Annotated in this window: 18 protein-coding genes and 1 tRNA gene; 7 read left to right on the forward strand and 12 right to left on the reverse strand. The window is 65.7% G+C overall.

The annotated features are described in order from the left end of the window. Positions 1–8 precede the first annotated feature (8 nt). Genes ACLBWH_RS14830 through ACLBWH_RS14845 form a run of 4 tightly spaced genes read left to right on the forward strand, consistent with a single transcriptional unit; the run spans position 9 to position 3,841 of the window. On the forward strand, positions 9–227 hold the full coding sequence (locus ACLBWH_RS14830) for a hypothetical protein (protein ID WP_322849624.1): 219 nt from the start codon (positions 9–11) through the stop codon (positions 225–227). Positions 228–285: 58 nt separating this feature from the next. Then, positions 286–1,185: a sulfate adenylyltransferase subunit CysD gene (gene cysD, locus ACLBWH_RS14835; RefSeq protein ID WP_447799653.1), complete on the forward strand. Its 900-nt coding sequence runs from the start codon at positions 286–288 to the stop codon at positions 1,183–1,185. Next, entirely contained in the window at positions 1,185–3,098 is a 1,914-nt protein-coding gene (gene cysN / locus ACLBWH_RS14840; protein WP_447799654.1) for a sulfate adenylyltransferase subunit CysN, read from the forward strand. Before cysD ends, cysN begins: the two co-directional genes overlap by 1 nt. After that, on the forward strand, positions 3,095–3,841 hold the full coding sequence (locus ACLBWH_RS14845; protein ID WP_447799655.1) for a 3'(2'),5'-bisphosphate nucleotidase CysQ: 747 nt from the start codon (positions 3,095–3,097) through the stop codon (positions 3,839–3,841). The genes cysN and ACLBWH_RS14845 overlap by 4 nt, the downstream gene beginning before the upstream one ends. A 30-nt stretch (positions 3,842–3,871) precedes the next feature. Here the strand turns inward: ACLBWH_RS14845 and ACLBWH_RS14850 are convergent, their stop codons facing one another. Together ACLBWH_RS14850 and ACLBWH_RS14855 are read right to left on the reverse strand one after the other, a co-directional pair. Next, on the reverse strand, positions 3,872–4,903 hold the full coding sequence (locus ACLBWH_RS14850; RefSeq protein WP_447799656.1) for a ferritin-like domain-containing protein: 1,032 nt from the start codon (positions 4,901–4,903) through the stop codon (positions 3,872–3,874). A 28-nt stretch (positions 4,904–4,931) separates the two neighbouring features. Next, entirely contained in the window at positions 4,932–5,900 is a 969-nt protein-coding gene (locus tag ACLBWH_RS14855; RefSeq protein ID WP_447799657.1) for a ferritin-like domain-containing protein, read from the reverse strand. A 203-nt stretch (positions 5,901–6,103) separates the two neighbouring features. On the opposite strand from ACLBWH_RS14855, the gene ACLBWH_RS14860 reads away from it, so the two are divergent. Then, positions 6,104–8,959: a TonB-dependent receptor gene (locus ACLBWH_RS14860; protein ID WP_447799658.1), complete on the forward strand. Its 2,856-nt coding sequence runs from the start codon at positions 6,104–6,106 to the stop codon at positions 8,957–8,959. 61 nt (positions 8,960–9,020) lie between these two features. Here ACLBWH_RS14860 and ACLBWH_RS14865 read toward each other — a convergent pair whose 3' ends face one another. Next, entirely contained in the window at positions 9,021–10,037 is a 1,017-nt protein-coding gene (locus ACLBWH_RS14865; RefSeq protein WP_447799659.1) for a bile acid:sodium symporter family protein, read from the reverse strand. Positions 10,038–10,139: 102 nt separating this feature from the next. Next, positions 10,140–10,216: transfer RNA gene (locus ACLBWH_RS14870), tRNA-Arg, on the reverse strand. A gap of 82 nt (positions 10,217–10,298) precedes the next feature. On the opposite strand from ACLBWH_RS14870, the gene ACLBWH_RS14875 reads away from it, so the two are divergent. Further along, a complete protein-coding gene (locus ACLBWH_RS14875) occupies positions 10,299–10,802 on the forward strand; it encodes a hypothetical protein (RefSeq protein WP_447799660.1) in 504 nt (167 codons plus the stop codon). Here the strand turns inward: ACLBWH_RS14875 and ACLBWH_RS14880 are convergent. Continuing rightward, on the reverse strand, positions 10,799–13,009 hold the full coding sequence (locus ACLBWH_RS14880) for a spermidine synthase (protein ID WP_447799661.1): 2,211 nt from the start codon (positions 13,007–13,009) through the stop codon (positions 10,799–10,801). The genes ACLBWH_RS14875 and ACLBWH_RS14880 overlap by 4 nt on opposite strands. Then, positions 13,002–13,994: a porphobilinogen synthase gene (gene hemB / locus ACLBWH_RS14885; RefSeq protein ID WP_447799662.1), complete on the reverse strand. Its 993-nt coding sequence runs from the start codon at positions 13,992–13,994 to the stop codon at positions 13,002–13,004. Before hemB ends, ACLBWH_RS14880 begins: the two co-directional genes overlap by 8 nt. Before the next feature lie 88 nt (positions 13,995–14,082). Here hemB and ACLBWH_RS14890 point away from each other — a divergent pair, with 88 nt between their 5' ends. Next, positions 14,083–14,973: a diacylglycerol/lipid kinase family protein gene (locus ACLBWH_RS14890; RefSeq protein ID WP_322849634.1), complete on the forward strand. Its 891-nt coding sequence runs from the start codon at positions 14,083–14,085 to the stop codon at positions 14,971–14,973. 60 nt (positions 14,974–15,033) lie between these two features. Here the strand turns inward: ACLBWH_RS14890 and ACLBWH_RS14895 are convergent, their stop codons facing one another. From ACLBWH_RS14895 to ACLBWH_RS14920, 6 genes are all read right to left on the reverse strand, one after another. Continuing rightward, positions 15,034–16,467: an MATE family efflux transporter gene (locus ACLBWH_RS14895; RefSeq protein WP_322849635.1), complete on the reverse strand. Its 1,434-nt coding sequence runs from the start codon at positions 16,465–16,467 to the stop codon at positions 15,034–15,036. A 263-nt stretch (positions 16,468–16,730) separates the two neighbouring features. Then, a complete protein-coding gene (locus ACLBWH_RS14900; protein ID WP_447799663.1) occupies positions 16,731–19,421 on the reverse strand; it encodes a valine--tRNA ligase in 2,691 nt (896 codons plus the stop codon). 26 nt (positions 19,422–19,447) lie between these two features. Continuing rightward, positions 19,448–19,966 carry an AAA family ATPase gene (locus ACLBWH_RS14905; RefSeq protein WP_447799745.1) on the reverse strand — a complete coding sequence of 173 codons (519 nt, stop codon included), beginning with the start codon at positions 19,964–19,966 and terminating at the stop codon, positions 19,448–19,450. 100 nt (positions 19,967–20,066) lie between these two features. Next, entirely contained in the window at positions 20,067–20,276 is a 210-nt protein-coding gene (locus tag ACLBWH_RS14910) for a hypothetical protein (protein ID WP_322849639.1), read from the reverse strand. Positions 20,277–20,324: 48 nt separating this feature from the next. Then, on the reverse strand, positions 20,325–22,361 hold the full coding sequence (locus ACLBWH_RS14915) for a prolyl oligopeptidase family serine peptidase (protein WP_447799664.1): 2,037 nt from the start codon (positions 22,359–22,361) through the stop codon (positions 20,325–20,327). A 118-nt stretch (positions 22,362–22,479) separates the two neighbouring features. Further along, positions 22,480–23,001, reverse strand: coding sequence for a DUF2497 domain-containing protein (locus tag ACLBWH_RS14920; RefSeq protein WP_447799665.1), 522 nt, complete (start codon positions 22,999–23,001; stop codon positions 22,480–22,482). Positions 23,002–23,041 lie beyond the last annotated feature (40 nt).

Genomic DNA, 23,041 nt, shown 5'->3' on the forward strand with positions numbered 1-23,041 from the left:
GCCGGGGCATGTGGACCCGGATCAAGCGCCTCTTCACGATCAAGACCAAGTTCGAGGCGTTCCTCGTCATCTATGGCCTCGGCCTGGGCGCGGTCGAGCGTGGCATCCACTATCTCCAGCAATATCCGGGCTATGGCGGCTGGCTGCTGTTCGCCTGCTGCCCGGTCGCGGTGTTCATGGTCGGCGGCGTGCTGCTCGATTCGGTCGAGCGGCGGCAGTCGGACTAGGGCCGCCCGATAGGATAAGTTCGTCGCTTCCCGGCGAGGGATGCTTATCTGGACGGTGATGAGCGGGCTTACCCATTTACAACGGCTTGAAGCCGAAAGCATTCACATCATGCGCGAAGTCGTCGCCGAGGCGGAACGGCCGGTGATGCTCTATTCTGTCGGGAAGGATTCGGCGGTGATGCTGCATCTCGCCCGCAAGGCCTTCTTCCCGGCACGCCCCCCCTTCCCGCTGCTTCACGTCGATACGACGTGGAAATTCCGCGCGATGTACGATCTGCGCGATCGCGCGGCGGCGGAGGCCGAGATGGAGCTGATCGTCCACACCAATCCCGATGCGCTCGCCGCCGGCATCAATCCCTTCGACCACGGCAGCCGCCACACCGATGTGTGGAAGACCGAGGGGCTCAAACAGGCGCTGAAGGCGGGCGGCTACGACGTCGCCTTCGGCGGTGCGCGGCGCGACGAGGAGAAGAGCCGCGCCAAGGAGCGCATCTTCTCGTTCCGCTCGGCGAGCCAGGGTTGGGACCCCAAGGCGCAGCGCCCCGAATTGTGGAACCTCTACAACGCGCGCATCCACCGCGGCGAGAGCATCCGCGTCTTCCCTCTGTCCAACTGGACCGAGCTGGATATCTGGCAATATATCCTCGATCAGGGGATTGAGATCGTGCCGCTCTATTTCGCCGCGCCGCGCCCGACGGTGGAGCGCGACGGCATGCTGCTGATGGTCGACGACGACCGCTTCCGGCTGCATCCCGGCGAGGTGCCGGTCGAACGCTCGATCCGCTTCCGCACGCTTGGCTGCTATCCGCTCACCGGCGCGGTGGAAAGCAAGGCGGCGACGCTACCCGCGGTGATCCAGGAGATGCTGCTCACCACCACCTCCGAACGCCAGGGCCGCGCGATCGACCACGATCAGGCCGCCAGCATGGAGAAGAAGAAGCGCGAGGGGTATTTCTGATGACCGCCTACACCCCCGATGCGCTGATCGCCGCGGACATCCACGCCTATCTCGACGGCCATGCGCACAAGTCGATGCTGCGCTTCATCACCTGCGGGTCGGTGGACGATGGCAAATCGACGCTGATCGGCCGATTGCTCTACGATTCGAAGACGATCTTCGAGGATCAGCTCAGCCAGCTCGAGGCGGACAGCAAGCGGCTCGGCACGCAGGGGCAGAATATCGATTTCGCCCTGCTCGTCGACGGTCTCGCCGCCGAGCGCGAACAGGGCATCACGATCGACGTCGCCTATCGCTTCTTCGCGACCGACAAACGCAAGTTCATCGTCGCCGACACCCCCGGTCACGAACAATATACCCGCAACATGGTCACCGGCGCGTCGACCGCCGATCTCGCGGTGATCCTGATCGACGCGCGCAAGGGCGTGCTGACGCAGACGCGGCGGCATTCCTTCCTCGCCCACCTGATCGGCATCCGCCACATCGTGCTGGCGGTGAACAAGATGGATCTGGTCGATCACGATCAGGCACGGTTCGAGCAGATCGTCGCCGATTACAGCGCGTTCGCGCTCAGCATCGGCATCACCGGCTTCACCGCCATCCCGCTGTCCGGGCTGACCGGCGCGAGCATCCTGGCGCCCTCCGACGCCATGCCGTGGTACGAGGGGCCGGCGCTGCTGCCGCATCTCGAAACAGTGCCGGTCGAGGCGGATCAAGCGACCGCCGCACCGTTCCGTCTGCCGGTACAATGGGTCAATCGCCCCGATCTCGACTTCCGCGGTTTCGCCGGGACGATCGCGGCGGGCCGTATCGGCGTCGGCGATCCCGTCCGGATCGTGCCATCGGGCAAGACGAGCGAGGTCGCGCGCATCGTCACCGCCGACGGCGATCTCGACACGGCCGGCGCGGGCGAGGCGGTGACGCTGGTGCTCGCCGACGAGGTCGATTGCTCGCGCGGCGACGTCATCGCCGCCGCCGATGCCCCGCCCGAGGCTGCAAGTCAGTTCGAGGCGACGATCGTCTGGCTCGCCGACACCGCGCTCGTCCCCGGCCGCGGTTATTGGCTCAAGCTCGGCACGCGCACCGTCGGCGCGACCGTGCAGCCGCCCGCCTATGTCGTCGACGTCAACACGCAGGCGCATCTGTCCGCCAAGACGCTCGAACTCAACGACATCGGCGTTGCCGAGGTGTTCACCGACACGCCGCTGGTCTTCCAGCCCTATGCCGACAGCCACCAGCTCGGCGGCTTCATCCTGATCGACCGCGAAACCAATGCGACCGTCGCGGCGGGGCTGATCCACCACGCGCTACGCCGGGCGCAGAACGTCCATTGGCAGTCGGTCGACATCACCCGCGAGGCGCATTCGCGCCAGAAGGGCCAGTCGCCGCGATTGCTGTGGTTCACCGGCCTGTCCGGCTCGGGCAAGTCGACGATCGCCAATCTGGTCGAGAAGAAGCTGCATGCGCTCGGCCGCCACAGCTTCCTGCTCGACGGCGACAACATCCGCCACGGGCTCAACAAGGACCTCGGCTTCAGCGATGCCGACCGGATCGAGAACATCCGCCGCGTCGGCGAGGTCGCCAAATTGATGACCGATGCCGGGCTGATCGTCCTCACCGCCTTCATCTCGCCGTTCCGCGCCGAGCGCGACCTGGTGCGCGGGCTGCTGCCGAAGGGCGAATTCGTCGAGATCTTCGTCGACACGCCGCTGGCGGAGGCGGAGGCGCGCGATCCTAAGGGCCTCTATGCCAAGGCGCGTGCCGGCGAGATCGCGCATTTCACCGGCATCTCGAGCCCTTACGAACCGCCCGAGCGGCCCGATATCCATATCGACACGCGCCGCGAAAGCGCCGAGGCTGCCGCCGAACGGATCGTCGAGCACGTGCTCGGCATATGGAGTTTCGAACTGTGACCGCCGCCGCCACCGACGTCGAACTGGCGCGCAGCGTCGCCCAAGAGGCCGGCGCGCTGCTGCTCGCGATCCGCGACCGCGGCGATGCGCATGGCAAGGCTCTGGGCGACGCCGGCGATCGCGAGGCCAACACGCTGATCCTCGATCGCCTGCGCGCTGCGCGACCCGACGACTTCATCCTGTCGGAGGAGTCGATCGACGATCGCGCCCGCTGCGCTGCCGAGCGGGTGTGGATCGTCGACCCGCTCGACGGCACCCGCGACTATGCCGAGGGGCTCGACGATTGGGCGGTGCATATCGGCCTTGCGATCGGCGGCCGTCCGACGGTGGGTGCGGTGGCGGTGCCGACCACCGGCCGTATCTACACCACCGCCGAGGCGCGCTGCACGCATTTGCGCAGCGCCGCCGCTCCGCGCATGGTGGTCAGCCGCACCCGCATGACCGACATGGTCGCGCGCGTTAGCGAGGCGCTGGCGACGACGCGGGTCGGCATGGGCTCGGCCGGGGTCAAGGCGATGGCGGTGGTCGACGGCCGCGCCGACATCTACCTGCACGACGGCGGCCAGTACGAATGGGACAATTGCGCCCCCGCCGCGGTGGCGCTGGCGGCGGGCCTGCACGCCTCGCGCATCGACGGCAGCCCGCTGGTCTACAATTGCGCCAACCCGCTGCTCCCCGACCTGCTGATCTGCCGCCCGGAACTGGCGGATCAGGTGCTGGCGGCGGTCGCGGCTGCGCATTAGGCGCGGCCCGGCGGCCGCGCCTGTCGCCACTCAAGCGATATTGGCACCGCTGACGTGGATCGTTCCGTTGATCCCCGCCGGGAAGAAGCCCCCGGACGGCACCGAACTGGCGGAAGCATATAGCACGCCGAGTGCCTGTTCGGGGGTGCGACGTATCTGGATCCAGTTGGCGTCTTTTATCGTGATGTTCGAATTGACGTCGGTCTTGCCCGAGAAGTTGCCGATACCGCGGTCGAGCGCACTCGGACCGTCGAATTGGTCGCGGCCGGCGCTCATCGCATTGGCACGGTCGAACAGCGACGTCTCCCCCGCGGCGGCCTTGAGCGGTTCGAGGTCGGCGCGATAGAACAAGGCGTTGCGCATCGTCGAATCGTTCGCCGCTACCCCGGCGCTGAGCACGCCGAGCGAGGCGCGGACGTCGCTGCCGGCGAGTGCCGCCACCCGCGTGATCGCGCTGGTCGCGACGGCGAACAACGCCACCGCCCCGAGCAGGAAGTCCTTGTCCGACGCATAAGGATTGAAGGCGTTCGCCGTCGCGCTCGCCCCGTTATAGGCGGCGATCGCCTGGAATGCGCTGCCCTGCCCTCCCGAAATGTCGATCGCCGGCTGCGCGGTGACCGCCGATCCCAGCGTCCGGCGGAGCAGGCCGACGCGCGCGACCGTCGCACCGGCCACCTCGCGCGCCAGCGTCTTGAGCGTCGGATCGGAAAACGCGACCGCCTGCCCACCCTTCACCTGCCCCGCAGCACCGCTGCCGCTGGTCAGGCTCGCCGACAGCACCGTCCCGTCGAGCGAGCGCTGGAGATACGCGGCGAGCAGGTAATGCACCTGGAGCGTGAAGTTCAGCCAGTCCGCGCTCGTTGCCGTATAGGCACCCGGCGCGGCGGTGGCGGAGGCCGTCGCCGTCGGCGTGGGAGTCGGAATGCTGGTAGCGTCCCGGATTTCGTCGTTGCACCCTGACAGCAGCGCCAGTCCCCCCGCCGCTACCGATGCGCCACCGAACAAAGCGAGGACGCGCCGCCGCGTCTCGCTGACGTCCGTCTTCTTTACATTCGTGCCCATTATATCGTCCCCCTTCATAGCGTTTCAGTCAGTTCGCTTTGCCGCTGCGCACAATCGTGCCGTTGATCCCGTTCGGAAAGAAACCGCCCTGCGTGACCGAATCCGCGCTCATGAACAGCACGTTGAGCGCCTGTTGCGGCGTCCGGCCGACATAGACGCCGGTGGCATCGGTAACCGCGGTGCGCGCCGTGCCATCGACCGGCGACAGTCCCACGTCGGTCGTCGCCGAACCGTCGATCCGGTCGCGCCATGCCGCAAGCCTGTCGACCTTGGTCATTAGCGCCGGGTTTGTTTGCGCCATTTCGTACAGCATCGACCGGATTGTCGTCGCATTGCTGGCAGCGCTCGCCGACAGCGACGCCATCATCGGCTGCGTCACCTCGTTGGTCATGCTCGGCAGCATCGCGGCGTAGACCGACGCCTGGACGCTCACCATCGTGTCCGCCGCCAGCAGGATGTTGCGCACCAGTTCGAAGGCGTCGGTCGGGGATGCGGCGTAGAGGTACAGCGTGTCGGTGCTCGCCATCGCGCCCGCCGCGACGAACATTTTCGCGAACGTCTCCGCCGAGTAATCGATTAGCGTCTGTGCCGGCGCATCGGCGCGTAAGATGCCGCGCAGCATCAGCGTGCGATACCAATGTTCGTCCGCGATCTCATGGATACGCGATTGGATGCTGCGCACGCCGCTCGGGAATTTGACCTGCAGCACCGAGGTGGCCGACACCCCTGGCTGGTCGCTGAGTTCCCCGCCGCGGATATGTTGGGCGGGCAACTGCCGCCCCTGGCCATAGGTCACGACCTGCAGGAAGTTCGTCGTCAGATATTGCAGGTTGAGCGCGAATTGCAGCGGCGCGGAATCCACCGATGACGACACCTGTGCCGCCGCCGGTTTCGCCAGCCCGGTCAGCATCGCGCCCCCCACCAGCGCCGCCAAGGCCGCACGCCGCCCGCCACAGCGCACGGCATCCTCGCTCTCGATCCTCTCAACCCCCGTCATCACCCTCTCCCCTGTTCCAAACCGCCCGTTCGGGCGCGACGCCGAGTTAACCCGGTACGCAACAATCGCACCGGTCACCCCCTCAGCATGTTTGGATCAAAAAGAATTGTAGGACAATACAGAAACTGTATATCGTATGTAATCTGAGCCGGGGGGCATGGAGGGGCCATGTAGCCCTACGGCGACAGGGGGAGGCCAAGTTGATGTCAAGAAAAGGAAAACTTGTCGCGGAAGTCGCTATCGCGGCCATGATTGCGACATTTGTCACCAACGCGGCCGCGGCACAGACGCCGGACGACAAAACACAGGGCGAAGCAGCGAAAAAGGTCGAAGAGCAAAAGAAAAAGGCGAAAGATCAAGCACGTGAGAGCAAGCGCGCCAAGAAGGCCGCGGCCATAACCAAGGCGGACGAGTCGCAACCCAAGATCAGCAACGAATCAGGGCGACTCGAAGGTGATATCGTCGTCGTAGGTCTTCGCGAGAACGTGAAGAGTGCCCGCGCCGCCAAGCGACACGCGCATCAGATCGTCGACGTCGTCGTCGCGCAGGATATCGGCAAATTGCCGGACAAGAACGTCGCCGAGGCACTGGCGCGCGTGCCGGGCGTACAGATCGATCGCAATCATGGGGAAGGCGGCACGATCAAAATCCGCGGACTTGATGGCGTAATGACCACCGTCAATGGATCACCGACCTTCTCGGCGGGCGATCGGACTACCTATCTACAGGATATTTCATCCGACCTCGTCGCGGCCATCGAGGTATATAAGACGCGCACTCCTGATCAGGTCGAAGGCAGCCAAACCGGGGTGGTCAATTTGACGATGCGCCGACCCACTGACTTCAAACATGGAGCGACCTACTCCTTCAACATTCGGGAGGATTATGCCGATCAGGTAAAGATCTTCAATCCTTATTATACCGCACTCATCGCCTACAATACAGATACGTCGCTTGGCAAGATCGGCTTTACTCTAAGCGGTACGTACAACAAAGTAAATTGGAATGAATCCCTTCGATATAACGCTCTACCAACTCAATACAGCGACACCCGAGCAATAGTCACACCAAGTACGCTCTCCGCAAATATCTATCTACCGTATCAGATCGGCTTTGCCGGGACGAATGGCTGGTCGCGGCGGGCTGCACTCTCGGCGTCAACCCAGTGGCGGCCAGACGATCGTTGGTCGATCACGCTCGAAGGGGGCTACAACGATCAGCGCATGTATTGGGGGGACAACGTTTTCGACATCCCGGTCACCTATACCAAGACAGCCACCCCCTCCGCAAATCTGTCCAATATAGTGATGGGAACAGACGGTCGCTTGGTTAAATCTCTTTCACTTTATGGACTTGATCCCGTCGGCCCTGGTCGCGCATCATATCTGCATCACACGCTTGCCTATAATGCTCGCTTCCAAGTTGAATATCGCAGCGATCGCTTTGAATTCAATACGTGGCTAAACTACAACCGGTCAGACAATGACTCAAATAATCTGTTTCACTGGATTCGCTTTAATCAACAACCCGCCTTGGATGTAATATTTAACGACACGTCTGACCCGAAAGGCGGTCCCAACGTCAGGTTTAAAAACGTCGACCTGCTTGATAAAAATAATTATTTGTACGTCGACGGCATCGATCAGACAAAGCAATTCACCTACAGCGGCATGAAGGAATTTCAGGCCGACCTACGTCTCAACACCTTTTGGAACTTGCTAGACTGGTTCAAGGTTGGGGTTCGTTCTGCCGATCGCAGCTATGATCGGCAGTATGGCCGACGAGCGTACGGAGAACTGCGCATCCCAATGAGCAGCCTGCCGGACTATCATCTGGTCGAAGCCGGCCCGCTTTTTCCGAGTGCGCCAACGGCATCGACTGCCAACTGGCTGATCGGCGACAGCAAATCCATTCGCAGCAGCTGGAGCCTCATCCGGAATATGGCACAGAAGATCCATCCGGACTTGAGCGACCCTTATCCGACGTATGATCCGTTTCAGGCCTTCCACGGTTCCGAAACGACCTACGCCGGCTACGGAATGCTTCATTACACCTTCAAGCTGCTCTTTCCAATAGAAGGCACGCTGGGAGCGCGCCTCGTCAATACGGTTACCGGACTTACCGCCCTTCAGCGCACGACGACGATAGAGAAGGTCGATGGCCAATATAAGACCGTCTATATTGATAAAATGAACACGCCGAAAAGTAATATGCTCGACACGTTGCCAAGTTTAAATGCAATTATTCATATTACTCCCAAGTTACAATTGAGGACATCCTACTCATATGATGTTGGTCGTCCAACTGCATTACAGCTCAACCCGGCACTTTATCTTGATGCCCGGAATGTGGCACAGGCTTACGCGCGAGGAGGCAATGCAAACCTCGGCCCGGTGAAGAAGAAGGCGTATGATGCGTCGCTTGAGTGGTATTTCGGTGCAACTGGGTCGATCAGCCTTGCTGCTTGGCAGTGGGACCAAGATGGTCTCGTAGCCGACCGCACGTATCCAGAGTATTTGGCGGAGCTGCCCGATGCCCCGACCCTGGTCACGCGCCCGTATAACTTCGGCAAAGGTCGGCATCGTGGCATCGAGGGAGCCGCAACCACCTTCTTCACCTTCCTACCGGGCATCCTGAAATCGTTCGGCGGCTCGGTCAACGGAACCTTAAATATCACGCACGCCGAATTTCCCTCCTACGGCAACAAGGCCGAAGAGGTCTCTGTTTCCGGCCCTTATCTTTGGGTATCAAAATACATCTATAACCTGGTTGGCTTTTACGAACGAAACGGTCTCAACGTCCGCGTCGCCTACAATTGGCGCTCGCGGCAGCAGGTCTGGCGCGATGCGTACAATCCTTATAATAACATTTTCATCGATCCGATCGAACGGCTCGACGCTTCGATCAACTACGACATCAACAAGCACCTGACGGTCGCGCTCGAAGGCTCCAACCTGACCCGCAATGGCGATAAGAGCTATTTCGGCTCATACGACGTGCCAAGAGACGTCCGCTATTTCTCGCGGAACTTCAGCTTCTCGGTGCGGGCGAAGCTCTGACACATCCGTGCCGGCGGACCATCGTGGTTCGTCGGTACGACAGGGGCGGCTTTCGGTATCACTAGGCCGCCTCGCCTCCTTCCGCCCTGACTGAGGCCGCACCCCCCGCCTCCGCATACCGCCGCGCGATCACCGCGCAGGCGATCAGCTGGAACTGGTGGAACAGCATTACCGGCAACAGCACCGCGCCGACCTGCGCCGCGGGGAACAGTACGCCCGCCATCGGCACGCCGGACGCGAGGCTCTTCTTGGAGCCGCAGAACAGCAGGACGATCGCATCCTCGCGGCTGAAGCCGAGCAGCCGGCCGGCCAGCCAGGTGAGCGACAGCACCGCGGCGAGCAGCACCGAACAGAAGACGCCGATCAGCACTAGGTCCGCCGGCGACACGCGGCTCCACAGCCCCTCGACCACCGCCGCCCCGAAGGCGCTGTAGACGACGAGCAGGATCGAGCCGCGATCGACGATCGTCAGCAGCCGCTTCTGCCGTGCGACAAAGCCGCCGATCCACGGCCGCAACAGATGGCCGGCGACGAACGGCAGCAGCAATTGCGCGACGATCGCCTCGACCGCAGAAAGCGAGATGCCGCCCCCCTGCCCACCGCTGCCGCCGACGCCGCTGCCGATCAGCAACGCGACCAGCGCCGGGGTCAGGACGATGCCGATCAGATTGGAGAAGGAGGCGCTGCACACCGCCGCCGCGACGTTGCCGCGTGCGATCGCGGTGAAGGCGATCGAGGATTGCACCGTCGACGGGAGCAAGGTGAGGAACAGCATCCCCGTCGCCACCGCGCCGGTGAGACCCGGCACCTGCCCGAGCGCCAGCCCGAATAGCGGGAAGACGAGGAAGGTGGTGGCGACGACGGTGAGGTGCAGCCGCCAGTTGCGTGCGCCCTCCCAGATCGCGGCGCGCGACAATTTGGCACCGTGCAGGAAGAAGAGCAGCACGATGCCGACGTCCGCGGCGCCGCCGACGATGTCCGCATATGGCCCACGTGCGGGCACCAGGCTGGCGAGCAGCACCGTGCCGAGCAGCATCAGGATGAAGGGTTCGAAAAAGGACAGGATCGCGCGCAACATGGCCACCGCTTAGGCCGTCGGCCGCCGCGCGGCCACCCCGCGATCGCCGACCGCGGATATGAAAACCCCCGCCGAACCATCGTTGGTCCGCGGGGGAGATCCTGGTGCGCCCGGAACGATTCGAACGTCCGACCCTCAGATTCGTAGTCTGATGCTCTATCCAGCTGAGCTACGGGCGCACATCGGAGGCGCGCTGATAGCAGACGCTTCGCCCGGCGCAAGTGCGTTGCGCCATTTTCTGCGCGCGCATAGACCGATGGTATGAAAACCGTCCCGCTGCTCGCGCCCGTGCTCCTCCTCCTCCCGCTCGCCGGCTGTGCGCACGATGCGACGCCCTATCCGTCGCTGGCGCCGCGCGCGGTGGAGAAGCTGGGCTTCGCCGAGCCGGCGGTGGCTGTCGCCGAGGCCAAGCCCGATCCGGCGCTCGATGCGAAGATCGCCGACTGGCAGCGGACGCTCGACACGATCGCCAAGGGGTTCGGCACCGATGCCGCCAAGGCGGAGGCCGCCGCCGGCCGGGCGCGCGGCAAGAGCGTCGGCAGCGACGCCTGGCTCGACGCGCAATCGGCGCTGGCCGGGCTGGACGACTGGCGCGCGCAGACCTCGTCGCTGCTCACCGACCTCGACCAGGCGGCGACCGACCGTGCCGCGGCGCTTGCCCCTGCTTATCCCGCGCTCGCCACGCTGCGCGAGCGTATCGTCGCCGAGGCGGAGCGGCAGAGCGCGACGATCGACCGGTTGCAGGCGATGCTGCCCGCCGCCTAGCGGCGCCACTTGAGCAGCGGCAGGATCGTCGAGTAATCGTCGGTCCAGGCGACGAAGCCCGCGCGCGGGGTGAGCGGCACCCAGCGCGCATCCGCCTGGCTCAACGCGCGCATCGTCGCCGGGTCCCGCGTCAGCGCGATCCACTGGCTCGGCGAGGCGACGGGGGTACGCTGCTCGGGCTGGTAATAGAGCTTGGCCGCCCGCCAGCCGCCCGCCTGCGCCGCGGCCGCGACGACCGGCTCGAGATCGAGGAAGCGGTTGGAGATATGGACGAGCAGCAGCCCCCGGGGTTGCAGCACCCGCGCGTAGCCGGCGAACGCCTCGCGCGTCATCAGGTGCATCGGAATGGCATCGGAGGAGAAGGCATCGAGCGCGAGCAGGTCGAGGCTCGCCGGCCGGTCCGCCTCGATGCTGATCCGCGCGTCGCCGATGCGGATGTCGGGATGCGGCAGGCAGTTTTTGAGATAGGTGAACTGGCCGGTATCGCGGGCGATACGCACCACCGCCGGGTCGATCTCGTAGAAGCGCCAGCGCTGCGCCGGCTGCGCATAGCAGGCGAGCGTCCCGGTCCCCAGGCCGACCACGCCGACCCGCGCCGTCGGGCCGTACAGCCCGTCGAGCGCCTCCATCGCGCGGCCGATGCCGGAGGGCGGCGCATAATAGGTGGTCGGCAGCCGTTCGAGCACCGGGCTGCCGGTGAACTGGATGCCGTGCACCGTCGTGCCATGGTCGAGCTCGCGCACGCCGCGTCCGTCGCGGATGGTGTAGACGCCGAAATAGCTGCGCGTCCGCGCGCCCTGCTCAAGCGACAGCTCGACCGCGCGCCAGCCGCCGAAGATCACCAGCGTCACCGCCAGGATCATCGCATAGGACAGGCGCGCGCCCACCGAGATCACCCCGATCAGCGCGATGCCGATGAAGGTCAGCCCCTGATGCCCCTCGCCGAACAGATCCGCCGGCCCGCGGAAGGTCAGCGTCGCGAGCAACACGAGCATCGCCACCACCCCGGCATAAGCGAGGCGCCGCTTCGCCGGCGTCGTCCACAGGCTGCGGATGCGGTGCGTCAGGAAGACCTGCGGCACCAGCAGCCCCGCCGCGAAGATCAGGATCGGATATTCATAGGTCCAGTCGAACACCACCGGCGCGACCAGCCCGGCAAAGACTCCGCCGAGCGCGCCGCCGAACGCCATCGCCAGATAGAAACCAGTCAGCCGGTCTGGCTCGGGCCGCAGCCGGTACATCTGCGTGTGCAGCGCCACCGACGCCATGAACAGCAACGTCAGCGCGATGGTCAGATTGACCAGCGGCGATTCGTTGAAGCCGCCGATCATCACCCCGCCGAACATCAGGATGGTGATCGGCGCGATCCGGGTGAGCAGGTCGGCGATCTCGCGATTGGCGGCGAAGGCGATCGTGAAGCTGAGGAGATAGAGGCCGAGCGGCAGCACCCACAGCAACGGCATCGCGACGATATCGGTGGTGATATAGGTCGAGGTGGCGAGCATCAGGCCCGACGGCACCAGCGCCAGTGCGATCCAGTGCAGCACCCGCCGCCGCGTCGCCGGCACGCTGGTCGGTCGCGCGACCGCGGCGCTCGCCCCGCGCGGCAGGCGGAACGCGCAGGCGATCACCAGCAGGATCAACAGCACATAACCGCCGCTCCACAACCAGCTCTGCTGGCGCAGCGCGAGCAGCGGTTCGACGACGAGCGGATAGGCGATCAGCCCGCCAAAACTGCCGAGGTTGGACGCCGCATAGAGCGCATAGGGATCGCCGTCGCGGCTCGCGATGCTGAACCAGCGTTGCACCAGCGGCGCCTGCGCGGAGACGGCGAAGAACAGCGGCCCGATCGACGCGCCGAGCAGCCACGGCACCCATAGCGCCGGGGTAACGCCCGCCGGGCTCCCGGTCAGCGCCAGCCCGATCGGCAGCCACGCCGCCCCGACCAGCAGCACCGCGATATGGATGAGCACCTGTAACCCCGGCCGCACCCGCGCCAGTGCGTGCGCATACGCATATCCGCCGAGCAGCAACGTCTGGTAGACGAGCATCGCCGAGTTCCACACCGCCGGCGCGCCACCGAGCCGCGGCAACGCCATCCGCGCGACCATCGGCTGGACGAGGAACAGCAGGAACGATCCGGTGAGGATCGTGACGACGAAGGTGAAGCGGCAGGCGCGCGCGGCGCCCTCCGTCGGATCAGCCATTCAGCAGGCGCGCCGCATGGGCCGCGTGATAGGTCAGCACGCCCGAACAGCCGGCGCGCTTGAACGCCATCAGCGTTTCGAGCACCAGCGCGTCGCGCTCGCCCGCGCCGGCGGCGACCGATGCCTCCAGCATCGCATATTCGCCGGACACCTGATAGGCGAACACCGGCACCTCGAACCGCGTCTTCACGCGAACGATGATGTCGAGATAGGGCAGCCCCGGCTTGACCATCACGCTGTCCGCCCCCTCGGCGAGATCGAGCGCGACCTCGCGCAGCGCTTCCTCGGCGTTGGCTGCATCCATCTGATAGGTCTTCTTGTCGCCCTTGAGCAGCCCGCGGCTGCCGACCGCGTCGCGGAACGGGCCGTAGAAGCCGCTCGCATATTTGGCGGCATAGCTCATGATCTGGACATTATGGGCGCCCTCGCCCTCCAGCGCGCTACGGATCATGCCGATGCGGCCGTCCATCATGTCCGACGGCGCGATGATGTCGGCGCCGGCCCGCGCCTGGTTGAGCGCCTGCTGGATCAGCAGGTCGGCGGTGGTATCGTTGACGACATAGCCCGCCGCATCGACCAGTCCGTCATGACCGTGGCTGGTGTAGGGATCGAGCGCGACGTCGGTCAGCACGCCGACCTCTGGCACCGCATCCTTGATCGCATGGATCGCGCGGCACATCAGATTGTCGGGGTTGAGCGCTTCGCGCCCGTCGTCGGTCTTGAGTTCGGCGGGCGTGAACGGGAACAGCGCGACGCAGGGGATGCCGAGCGCTCGCGCCTCCTTCGCCCGCGCGACGATGCCGTCGACCGACCAGCGCGACACGCCGGGCAGGCTGTCGATCGGCTGCTCGACGCCCTCGCCCCCGACGATGAACATCGGCCAGATCAGATCGGCCGGGGTCAGCACGGTTTCGGCATGGAGCCGGCGGCTCCAGCCGCTCGAACGGGTACGGCGCAGACGGAGCGCGGGATAGGCAGCGGTCATGACGCATCCTGCTTGACGGGTTAGGGTGGCTTTGAGGGATCGCGGCGCACTTGCCAAGCGTTGCGCGCCCGTAACCGATCGGAACCCCATGACCCAGTTCACGTCCGCCGCGCTGATCGTCAACGCCAAGTCGCGAAAAGGCCAGGCCTTGTTCGAACGGGCGTGCAAGGCGTTGAGCGGGCTGCCGTATCCGGTCGACGCCCATGCCGTGGAAAATCCCGACGACCTCGTCGAGACGGTCCGCAACGCGCTGGCGAAGAAGCCGCAGCTCGTCATCCTCGGCGGCGGCGACGGCACGATCAGCGGGCTGGTCGACCTACTCGTCGGCCACGACGTGGTATTGGGCGTGCTGCCGCTCGGCACCGCCAACAGCTTCGCGCGCACGCTCGGCCTGCCGATGGACGTCGAGGGCGCGATCGAGGCGATCCGCACCGGCGTGCGCAAGCGCATCGATCTGGGCAGGATCGACGGCGATTATTTCGCCAATTGCGCCGCGATGGGGATCAGCCCGCAGATCGCCGAGACGGTGCCGCACGGCCTGAAGAAGGTGCTCGGGCGGATCGGCTATCTCGGCTGGGCGAGCTGGCAGTTCGCGCGCTTCAAGCCATTCATCCTGACGGTGGACGACGGCACGGAGGCCAAGACGATGCGCGTCGTCGAGGTACGCATCTCCAACGGTCCGTATCACGGCGGCACCTGGCTGGTCGACGAAGCCTCGGTCAATTCGGGCGAGATCGTCGTGCAGGCGGTGACCGGGCGCTACAAGCGGACGCTCGTCAAGAACTGGGCCGCGAGCTTCTTCGGCCACGAATCGCGGCATCAGGATACGGTGAGCTTCGCGGGCAAGTCGCTGCGCATCGACACCAAACCATCGCTGCCGATCTCGATCGACGGCGAGGTGCTGGCACATACCCCGGTAATGGCGCAGGTCGCGCCGGGGGTGATCGAGGTGATGGTGCCGGCGCCCGCAGCGCGCTGATTTTGCGCCGTCATCCCTTCAACGAACACCGCTTCGCGCCTTTGCGCCATCGCGCGCAAATCACCCCACCGGCATCTGCTTGGCGGTGGGTTCGGTGGCGGCCTTGACGTGCTCCTCGCCCTCAACGACCGACATCAACGCGCCTTTGCGCCAGTTGCCGTAGCGATAATATGCGATCGTCATCACCATCGACGCCGCCGATCCGGCCGGGAAGCTCCACCAGATCGCATCCGCGCCCCAGCTCGGCTGCAGCGCATAAGCGAGCCCCAGCCGGATCGGGAACAGCGCCACGGTCAGGATAACCAGCGGCCCGACCACCGCGCCATTGGCGCGCACCGTCGCCGACAGCACCATCGAGACGCCGAACAGCAGGAAGCTCGCCGAGCCGATGATGTTGATATGCGCGGCAAGATCGATCGAGCCGGTATCGCTGCCCAGGAACAGCCCGAGCGCCGGCCGGTCGAGCACCGTGACCACCACGATCAGCGCCGCGGTCATCGCGAGGTTGAGCAGCAGCCCCGATCGCGCGATCCGCGCCACCCGGTCCCACCGCCCCGCGCCGATATTCTGTGCGACCATCGCGCTCACCGCCGCGCCGACCGACATCGCCGGCATTTGGATATAGGTCCAGAGCTGGCTCGCGGCGCCATAAGCGGCGGTGGTCGTCGTGCCATAGCCGTTGACCAGACCGATCATCGCCAGCGCCGATCCGGTCGCGACCAGCATCTGCAGCCCCATCGGCACGCCCTTGGCGACGATCGGCCGCAGCAGCGCCGGGTCGGGGATCAGATAGCGCCACTCCGCGCCGCGCAACCGCACGACCAGATCGCGCCGGTAGACGTAGGCGAGCAGCGCCGCGAACGACACGGTGTTGGCGATGAACGTCGCCGTCGCCGACCCGGCGATGCCCAAAGCCGGGATCGGCCCCAGCCCGCGGATCAGCACCGGATTGAGCAGCACGTCGACCAGCGACCCCAGCGCCATGAACTTGAGCGGCGTGATCGAATCGCCCGCGCCGCGCAGCACCATGCTGAGCAGCACCGCCAGGAAGCTGGTCGGCATCGCGATGAAGATCACCCGCAGATAGGAGAGCGCGAGCGGATAGGCGTCCACCGGGGTGCGCAGCGCGGTGAGGATCGCCGGCGCGGTCACCCACCCGGCCGCGACGACGAGCAGCGACAGGATCGCGAACAAACCGTGCGCGGTACCGACCACGCGCCGCACGCCGTCGATGTCGCGCCGCCCCATCGCTTGCCCGATCAGGATCGTCGCCGCCATGCCGAAGCCGAACACCGCCGACACCAGCAGGAACATGACGAGCCCCGCATTGGTTGTCGCCGCCAGCGCACGCTCGCCGAGCAACTGGCCGATCCAGATCGCGTTGATCGAACCGTTGATCGACTGGAGCACGCTCGACCCCAGAGTGGGGAGCGCGAACAGCAGCAACGTCTTGCCGATCGGCCCGGACGTCAGGTCGCGTTGCGGCTTCGCCATTCCTCGTGCCCCCTCTTCGCCTCGCGCGATCGCGTAGACGAGGGCGCGGCCTTACGCGATAACCGCGTCACCGCGAAGACGCGGCGGTCGTTCATTTGGTTCGAGCCCTCTCACCGGCCGACCCCCGGACTTGTCCGGGACCGCTGCAAAACCCTACCCTTGCTCCTGCGAACGCAGGAGCACTATGCTGTTCCAGACGCGATGCAAACTTTCGTAGAGGTTTCGCCTTGTTCCAAAAATGACGGCGGGATTGGTCCAATCGCCTATCCCAGCCGCGCCAGCGCGGCCGAAAGCCGTTCCTCCTCCGCCGCCTTGTCGGCATGGTCTGCCTTGGCCTTCTCCACCGCCTCGGGTTTCGCGCGCTCGACGAAGCTCGGGTTGCCGAGCCGTCCCGCCAGCGCGTCGCGCTCCTTCTTCGCCGCCGCGATCGCCTTGGTCAGGCGGGTGCGCTCGGCGTCGAGGTCTATGATGCCGTCGAGCGGGATGACATAGGTCGCCTCGTCCACCACCAGCTGGATCGCCGCACCCGCCGGCGCGGGATCGAACGACACCTCCTGCAACCGGGCGAGCTTGCGCAGCGCGGTATAAGCGCTGCCGACCCGCCGCTGCGTCGTCGCGTCGGCATCGCGGACATAAGCGGTGAGCTGCGTGCCCGGCGCGATGCCCAGCTCGTTCTTGGCGGTGCGCACCTCGCCGATCAGGCGGATGCGCCACGCGATATCCGCCATCGCCCCGGCATCGATATGCTCGCCATCGACCAGCGGCCATTGCGCGACGATCAGGTCGTGCTCGCGCGGCGCCATCGCATGCCACAGCTCTTCGGTGATGAAGGGCATGAACGGGTGGAGCAGCACGAGGATCTGGTCGAGCACCCAGCCCGCCACCGCGCGCGTTTCGGCGGCATGCTCCGGATGCCTCGTCGCATCCTCGCCCAGCGTCGGCTTGATGAGCTCGAGATACCAGTCGCAGAAGCGGTTCCAGACGAACTGGTAGATCGCCTCCGCCGCCGCGTCGAAGCGCAGGTCGGCGAGTGCGAGGTCCATCGCCTGCACCGTCGCGATCGTCTCGCCGATGATCCACTGGTTGACCGCCAGCGTCGCCGCGGGCGCCTTGCCCGGCGCCGAGCCGCCGATGCCGTTCGCCTGCGCGAAGCGGCTGGCGTTCCACAGCTTGGTCGCGAAGTTGCGATAGCCCTCGACGCGCTTCTCATCCATCTTGATGTCGCGGCCCTGGCTCTCCATCGCCGCCATGAAGAAGCGCAGCGCATCGGCGCCGTATTTGTCGATCAGGCCGAGCGGATCGACCGTATTGCCCTTCGACTTGGACATCTTGGCGCCATCGGCGGCGCGAACGAGGCCGTGGAGATACAGCGTCTTGAACGGCACCTGCTGCATGAAGTGCAGCCCCTGCATCATCATCCGCGCATCCCAGAAGAACAGGATGTCGAAGCCGGAGATCAGCACGTCGTTGGGATAACGCCCGCCGAGCGTCGGATCGTCGTTCTCCGGCCAGCCGAGTGTGGCGAACGGCCACAGTGCCGAGGAGAACCACGTATCGAGCACGTCGGGATCGCGGGTCAGGACGACGCCCGCCCCGGCCTGCGCCTGCGCGTCCTCCTCGGTCTCGGCGACATAGGCCTTGCCGTCGGCGTCGAACCACGCCGGGATCTGATGGCCCCACCACAATTGGCGCGAGACGCACCATGGCTGGATATTGTCCATCCAGTTGAAGAACGTCTTCTCCCAGCTCTTCGGCACCATCCGAATCGCGCCGGACTTCACCGCCTCGATCGCCGGCTGCGCCAGCGTCCTGGCGTCGACATACCATTGGTCGGTCAGCCACGGCTCGATCACCACACCGGACCGGTCGCCATAAGGCGTCTGGATCGTGCGCGGTTCGGCGTCGTGCTCGCCCCCCTCCTTGTCGACGTGCGCGATCAGCACGCCCTCGGCCTTGAGCCGATCGACGATCGCCGCGCGCGCCGCGAACCGGTCGAGCCCGATCAGCTCGGCGGGGATCAGCCCGTCTGCGGTCTGGCAGACCTGCGCCTTGGCATCGAGCATGTTGAGCATGTCGCGCGCCTCGATCCCGGCGCGGCGGCCGACCTCGAAGTCGTTGAAATCATGCCCCGGCGTGATCTTGACCGCACCAGACCCGAGCGCCGGATCGGCATGGTCGTCGGCGACGATCGGGATTAGCCGGCCGGTGATCGGCAGCTTCACCTGCTTGCCGACCAACGCCGCATAACGTGCGTCCTCGGGATTCACCGCGACCGCCATGTCGGCGAGCATCGTCTCGGGCCGCGTCGTCGCGACCTCGATATGGCCCGAACCGTCGGCGAGCGGATAGCGCAGATGCCAGAATTTGCCCGCGATCTCCTTGGTCTCGACCTCGAGGTCGCTGATCGCGGTGCCGAGGCCGGGGTCCCAATTGACCAGTCGCTTGTCGCGATAAAGCAACTTCTGCCGATGCAGCTCGACGAACACCTTGAGCACGGCCTTCGAAAAGCCCTCGTCCATCGTGAACCGCTCGTTCGCCCAGTCCATCGAACAGCCGAGCCGGCGCAGCTGGCGGGTGATCTCGCCGCCGCTTGTCCCTTTCCAGTCCCAGATCTTGGCGACGAAGTCCTCGCGGCTGAAGTCGGTGCGCTTTTCGCCCTTCGCGGCCATCTGCCGCTCGACCACCATCTGCGTCGCGATGCCGGCATGATCGGTGCCGACCACCCACAAGGCGTCCTTGCCCTTGAGCCGCGCATGCCGCGTCAGGATGTCCTGCAGCGTATTGTCGAGCGCATGACCGATATGCAGCGACCCGGTGACGTTGGGCGGCGGATTGACGATCGTCCACGGCTCCGCGTTGGGCCGGTCGGGACGGAACAGGCCGTTCGCCTCCCAATGCTGATACCAGCGGGTCTCGATGGCGGCGGGGTCGAAGGTCTTGGGAAGCTCGGTCATGCCGGGGCTGTAGCGGCTCGGTGGCGTCAGTCCAAGTCGCTCAAATCCGTCGTCAGGATCACCCCGCCCTCGTCCAGCGGCGCATACATGTCGACGGGCAAATCATCCCAACAGATCATCAGCCTCGCCATCTTCTGGGCGATTAGCGCGGGCTCCCCGGTGGAATTGTTGAAGATGAGGCATTCGTCGACGTGGTGCGCGAACCAGGCCAGTTCTCGAAACGAACGCTGCCGCCGCGCGGCCACCTTATCGGCGGGAACGTCGTGCCCACCCTCCGACACGCGATTGCGGATGCGGGAGAGTTGCAAGTCGACCGTATCGAGGACGACATAGATCATTCTGATCTCGAAGCCGCGTTGTCTGGCCATTTCGACCAGCCGCCGATATTTCGGCGATGACAGGACGGTCTCGACACCGATCGTTTGATAAGCGGCAATCGATGCCTCGAGCCATTGCTCGACGCGCTGGACTGCCGCAAGATTCGCCGCTTCCGTCGGCAAGCCCTCGACCTCGGCGATCTTCGCGGTCAGCAGGTCCGGGTTGATGGTCCAGACGGATCAGCCCCAGCCTTCGATATCGGTCCTGTTGTATAGCGAGCTCTTGCCGCTGCCGTTCGGGCCGGCGACAATCCAAAATATCGGCCGTTCAGGCCTGCGCGGCGTCTTGCTCGGCACGCGCGCGTTTCCGCTGCTCGGTTTTGATCCGGCGCACGTTGGAGCGGAACGCCGCCAACATATCCTGTGCGAAGGTCGTGCTGTCGGCCTGCACGACCTTCATCTGGATGATCGTCCCATCGGATGCGCGGACGCGCTTGGTCGGCAAATCGCTCGGACGAACAGGCTTCGGCTTGGTCATCGTTTTCTCCACCGTCGATATAGGCCGCCCGGGCGCTCGCGCAAAGCGCTACTTCGCCGTCCAGCGGTCCATCCAACCGAGCACCTCGCGATACCATTGCCGCGAATTGTCGGGCTTCAGCACCCAATGGTTCTCGTTCGGATTGACCAGCAGGCGCGACGGGATGCCGCGGCGCTGGAGCGCGGTGAAGGCGGCGATGCCCTGCGTATAGGGAATGCGGAAGTCCTTCTCGCCGGTGATGACGAGTTGCGGCGTCTTCCAGTTCCGGACGTAATTGACCGGGTTCCATTTCTCGAACGCGGCGGGGTCCTCGTAATAGGCCTTGCCGCCATGTTCCCATTCGTCGAACCACAATTCCTCGGTCTCATACGCCATCGCGCGCGCATCGAAGACGCCGTCGTGCTGGACGATGCACTTGAAGCGGTCGGGCCACTGGCCCTCGATCCAGTTCATCATATAGCCGCCGTACGACGCGCCGAGCGCGCAGGCACGGCTCCCGTCCAGCCAGCCGAATCTGTCGGTCGCGGCCTTGAGCCCCGCCTTCAGGTCATCGAGCGGCCAGCCGCCCCAATTGTTGCTGATCGCGTCGGTGAACGCCTGGCCGTAGCCGGTGCTGCCGTGGAAATCGACCGCGACCAGCCCATAGCCGCCGCCGGCGAACACCGCCGGGTTCCAGCGATACGACCAGCTGTTGTCGCTCGATCCCTGCGGCCCGCCGTGGACCATGAAGGCGACCGGCACCTTGCCCGTGCTGCCCGCCGGCCTGACCGCATAGCCCCAGACCGTGTCGTTGTTGGCACCGGTGAAGCTGAACCGCGTCACGCCCGGCATGTCGATGCCGGCGAGTTTGGTCGCATTGACCTGGGTCAGCCGCACCGGCTTGCTTCTGCCGGCGACGGCGTAGAAATCGTCGGGCGCGGTCAGGCTGTTGAGCGCGATCACCGCGCCCTTCGGCGTCGCCGCCACCGCGGAGACATGGCCCTGCTGCGTCAGCCGCGTCACCTTGCCGCTCGCCGGATCGACCGCGAACAGCGGGTTTTCCTGCGTGTCCTGCGCGGTGACGTAGATGCGCTTCGAATCGGGCGACCAGGCGACCGAAGACACCGACCGGTCCCAGCCTTCGGTCAGCGCGCGCACCTGCCCGCTGGCAAGATCGCGCAGCATCAGCACCTGCCGGTCCGCCTCGAAGCCGGGCCGCTTCATCGCCACCCAGGCGAGGCTGCGCCCGTCGGGCGACACCGTCGGCAGCGTGTCGGTGGCGCGATTGGCGGCGGTCAGGTTGACCGGCGCGGCCGACCCGTCCGCGGGCGCCGACCAGATATCGAGGTTGGTCGACAGCGGCTCGGTCGTGCCGGCGACGCGCAGCGCGAAATAGACGGTCTTGCCGTCGGCGCTCCACGACACCTCCTCGCCGCCGCCGAATGGGCGCGAGGGCGTGTCGCCGTCGAGGCCATGTTCGATGCCGACGCCGTCGCCCGGCGCTCCGGCCGCGGTCAGTGGCAGCACGAAGAGCTGCGAATGGCTGCCGTCGACCCAGCTATCCCAATGCCGCACGAACAATTTGTCGTAGACGCGGCCCTCGCCGGCATTGGGATCCTTCTTCTCGAGCGCGGGCGCGAGGCTCGGCGCATTGGGCTTGCGGTCCGCCCAGACGAGGATGCGGTCCGCGGTCGGCGCGACCTTGAACCCGCCGAAGCCGCCCTGGAAGCCGGTCAGCTTGCTCGGCGACCCGCCCGCGACCGGTACCGACCAGATTGCGTCGTCGCCGCCCTTGTTCGAGCTGAAGTAGACGATGCTGCCGACGATCTGCGGATCGTTCTCGTTGACGTCGGGCTCGGCGACCAGCGGCTCGGGCTTCGCGCCCTTGCGCGACAGGTCGAGCCGCCAAAGGTCGTAGCGCCCGCGATTCGCGGCGAGATCGGTCTCGCGCTGCGCCCAGACCATCCATTTGCCATCGGCGGAAACGGTCGGCGCGCCGATCCGGCTGAGCGAGGCGACATCGTCGATGGTGAGCTGGCGGGCGGCGGCGGGTGCGGCAACGGCCGCGACGGTGGCGAGCAGGCTCGCGGCGAACAGATGTCTCATGCCGCGGAGGTTAGGCATAAGTCCGTTGTTGAGCAACGGGCGTCGCCTGCCATGCATCCGGCATCGACCGTCATCCCCGCCCAAGCGGGGATGACGGATATCGGGCGAAGGGAAACCCTCAGCGCATCTGCGACGTGATCTTGGCGATCTCGCGCGCGACCATCGTCTCGACCATCTCGGGCAGGTGGGCGTCGAGCCACTCGCGCAGCATCGGGCGCAGCATCTCGCGCACCAGACCCTCCAGCGTGCCTTCGCTCTCGGGCTCGGGCTTGACGAGCAGCTTGCTCAGCGTTTCCAGCGAACCCAGGCTGGCGGCGGCGGCACGGTTGGACAGGATCGGTTCCTCGGACATCGGCGCCTGAACGGCTGTGGCGCGCGTCGGTTGCGGCGAAGGGGCGGGTTGCGGTTGCGCCTGCGATTGAGGCGCGGGCGTCGGCTCGGCTTCGGGTTCGAAATGGGGCTGCGGCTGCGGCTCCGGGATCGGCGCGTGCAGCGACGGCATCGGATCGCTCAGTTCGAGCACCTCGGCCGCTTCCGATTCGATCGGCTGCGGCTGGGTGCGCGTCCGGCGCGAGCGCGCCTGCGTGCCCTCGCCTTCCTCGGCGATGATGCGTTTGATGGACGACAGGATCTCTTCCATCGACGGCTCCGCGCTCATATCCCCCATGATCCTGACGTCC

The organism is Sphingomonas sp. M6A6_1c, from assembly GCF_053345135.1.

Excerpts from the sequence above, each read along its gene's own strand:
- ACLBWH_RS14830 (WP_322849624.1), top strand. The coding sequence starts at position 9 with ATGTGGACCCGGATCAAGCGCCTCTTCACGATCAAGACCAAGTTCGAG.
- cysD (WP_447799653.1), top strand. The coding sequence starts at position 286 with ATGAGCGGGCTTACCCATTTACAACGGCTTGAAGCCGAAAGCATTCAC.
- cysN (WP_447799654.1), top strand. The coding sequence starts at position 1,185 with ATGACCGCCTACACCCCCGATGCGCTGATCGCCGCGGACATCCACGCC.
- ACLBWH_RS14850 (WP_447799656.1), bottom strand. The coding sequence starts at position 4,903 with ATGGGCACGAATGTAAAGAAGACGGACGTCAGCGAGACGCGGCGGCGC.
- ACLBWH_RS14855 (WP_447799657.1), bottom strand. The coding sequence starts at position 5,900 with ATGACGGGGGTTGAGAGGATCGAGAGCGAGGATGCCGTGCGCTGTGGC.
- ACLBWH_RS14860 (WP_447799658.1), top strand. The coding sequence starts at position 6,104 with ATGTCAAGAAAAGGAAAACTTGTCGCGGAAGTCGCTATCGCGGCCATG.
- ACLBWH_RS14865 (WP_447799659.1), bottom strand. The coding sequence starts at position 10,037 with ATGTTGCGCGCGATCCTGTCCTTTTTCGAACCCTTCATCCTGATGCTG.
- ACLBWH_RS14875 (WP_447799660.1), top strand. The coding sequence starts at position 10,299 with ATGAAAACCGTCCCGCTGCTCGCGCCCGTGCTCCTCCTCCTCCCGCTC.
- ACLBWH_RS14880 (WP_447799661.1), bottom strand. The coding sequence starts at position 13,009 with ATGGCTGATCCGACGGAGGGCGCCGCGCGCGCCTGCCGCTTCACCTTC.
- hemB (WP_447799662.1), bottom strand. The coding sequence starts at position 13,994 with ATGACCGCTGCCTATCCCGCGCTCCGTCTGCGCCGTACCCGTTCGAGC.
- ACLBWH_RS14890 (WP_322849634.1), top strand. The coding sequence starts at position 14,083 with ATGACCCAGTTCACGTCCGCCGCGCTGATCGTCAACGCCAAGTCGCGA.
- ACLBWH_RS14895 (WP_322849635.1), bottom strand. The coding sequence starts at position 16,467 with ATGGCGAAGCCGCAACGCGACCTGACGTCCGGGCCGATCGGCAAGACG.
- ACLBWH_RS14900 (WP_447799663.1), bottom strand. The coding sequence starts at position 19,421 with ATGACCGAGCTTCCCAAGACCTTCGACCCCGCCGCCATCGAGACCCGC.
- ACLBWH_RS14910 (WP_322849639.1), bottom strand. The coding sequence starts at position 20,276 with ATGACCAAGCCGAAGCCTGTTCGTCCGAGCGATTTGCCGACCAAGCGC.
- ACLBWH_RS14915 (WP_447799664.1), bottom strand. The coding sequence starts at position 22,361 with ATGAGACATCTGTTCGCCGCGAGCCTGCTCGCCACCGTCGCGGCCGTT.
- ACLBWH_RS14920 (WP_447799665.1), bottom strand. The coding sequence starts at position 23,001 with ATGGAAGAGATCCTGTCGTCCATCAAACGCATCATCGCCGAGGAAGGC.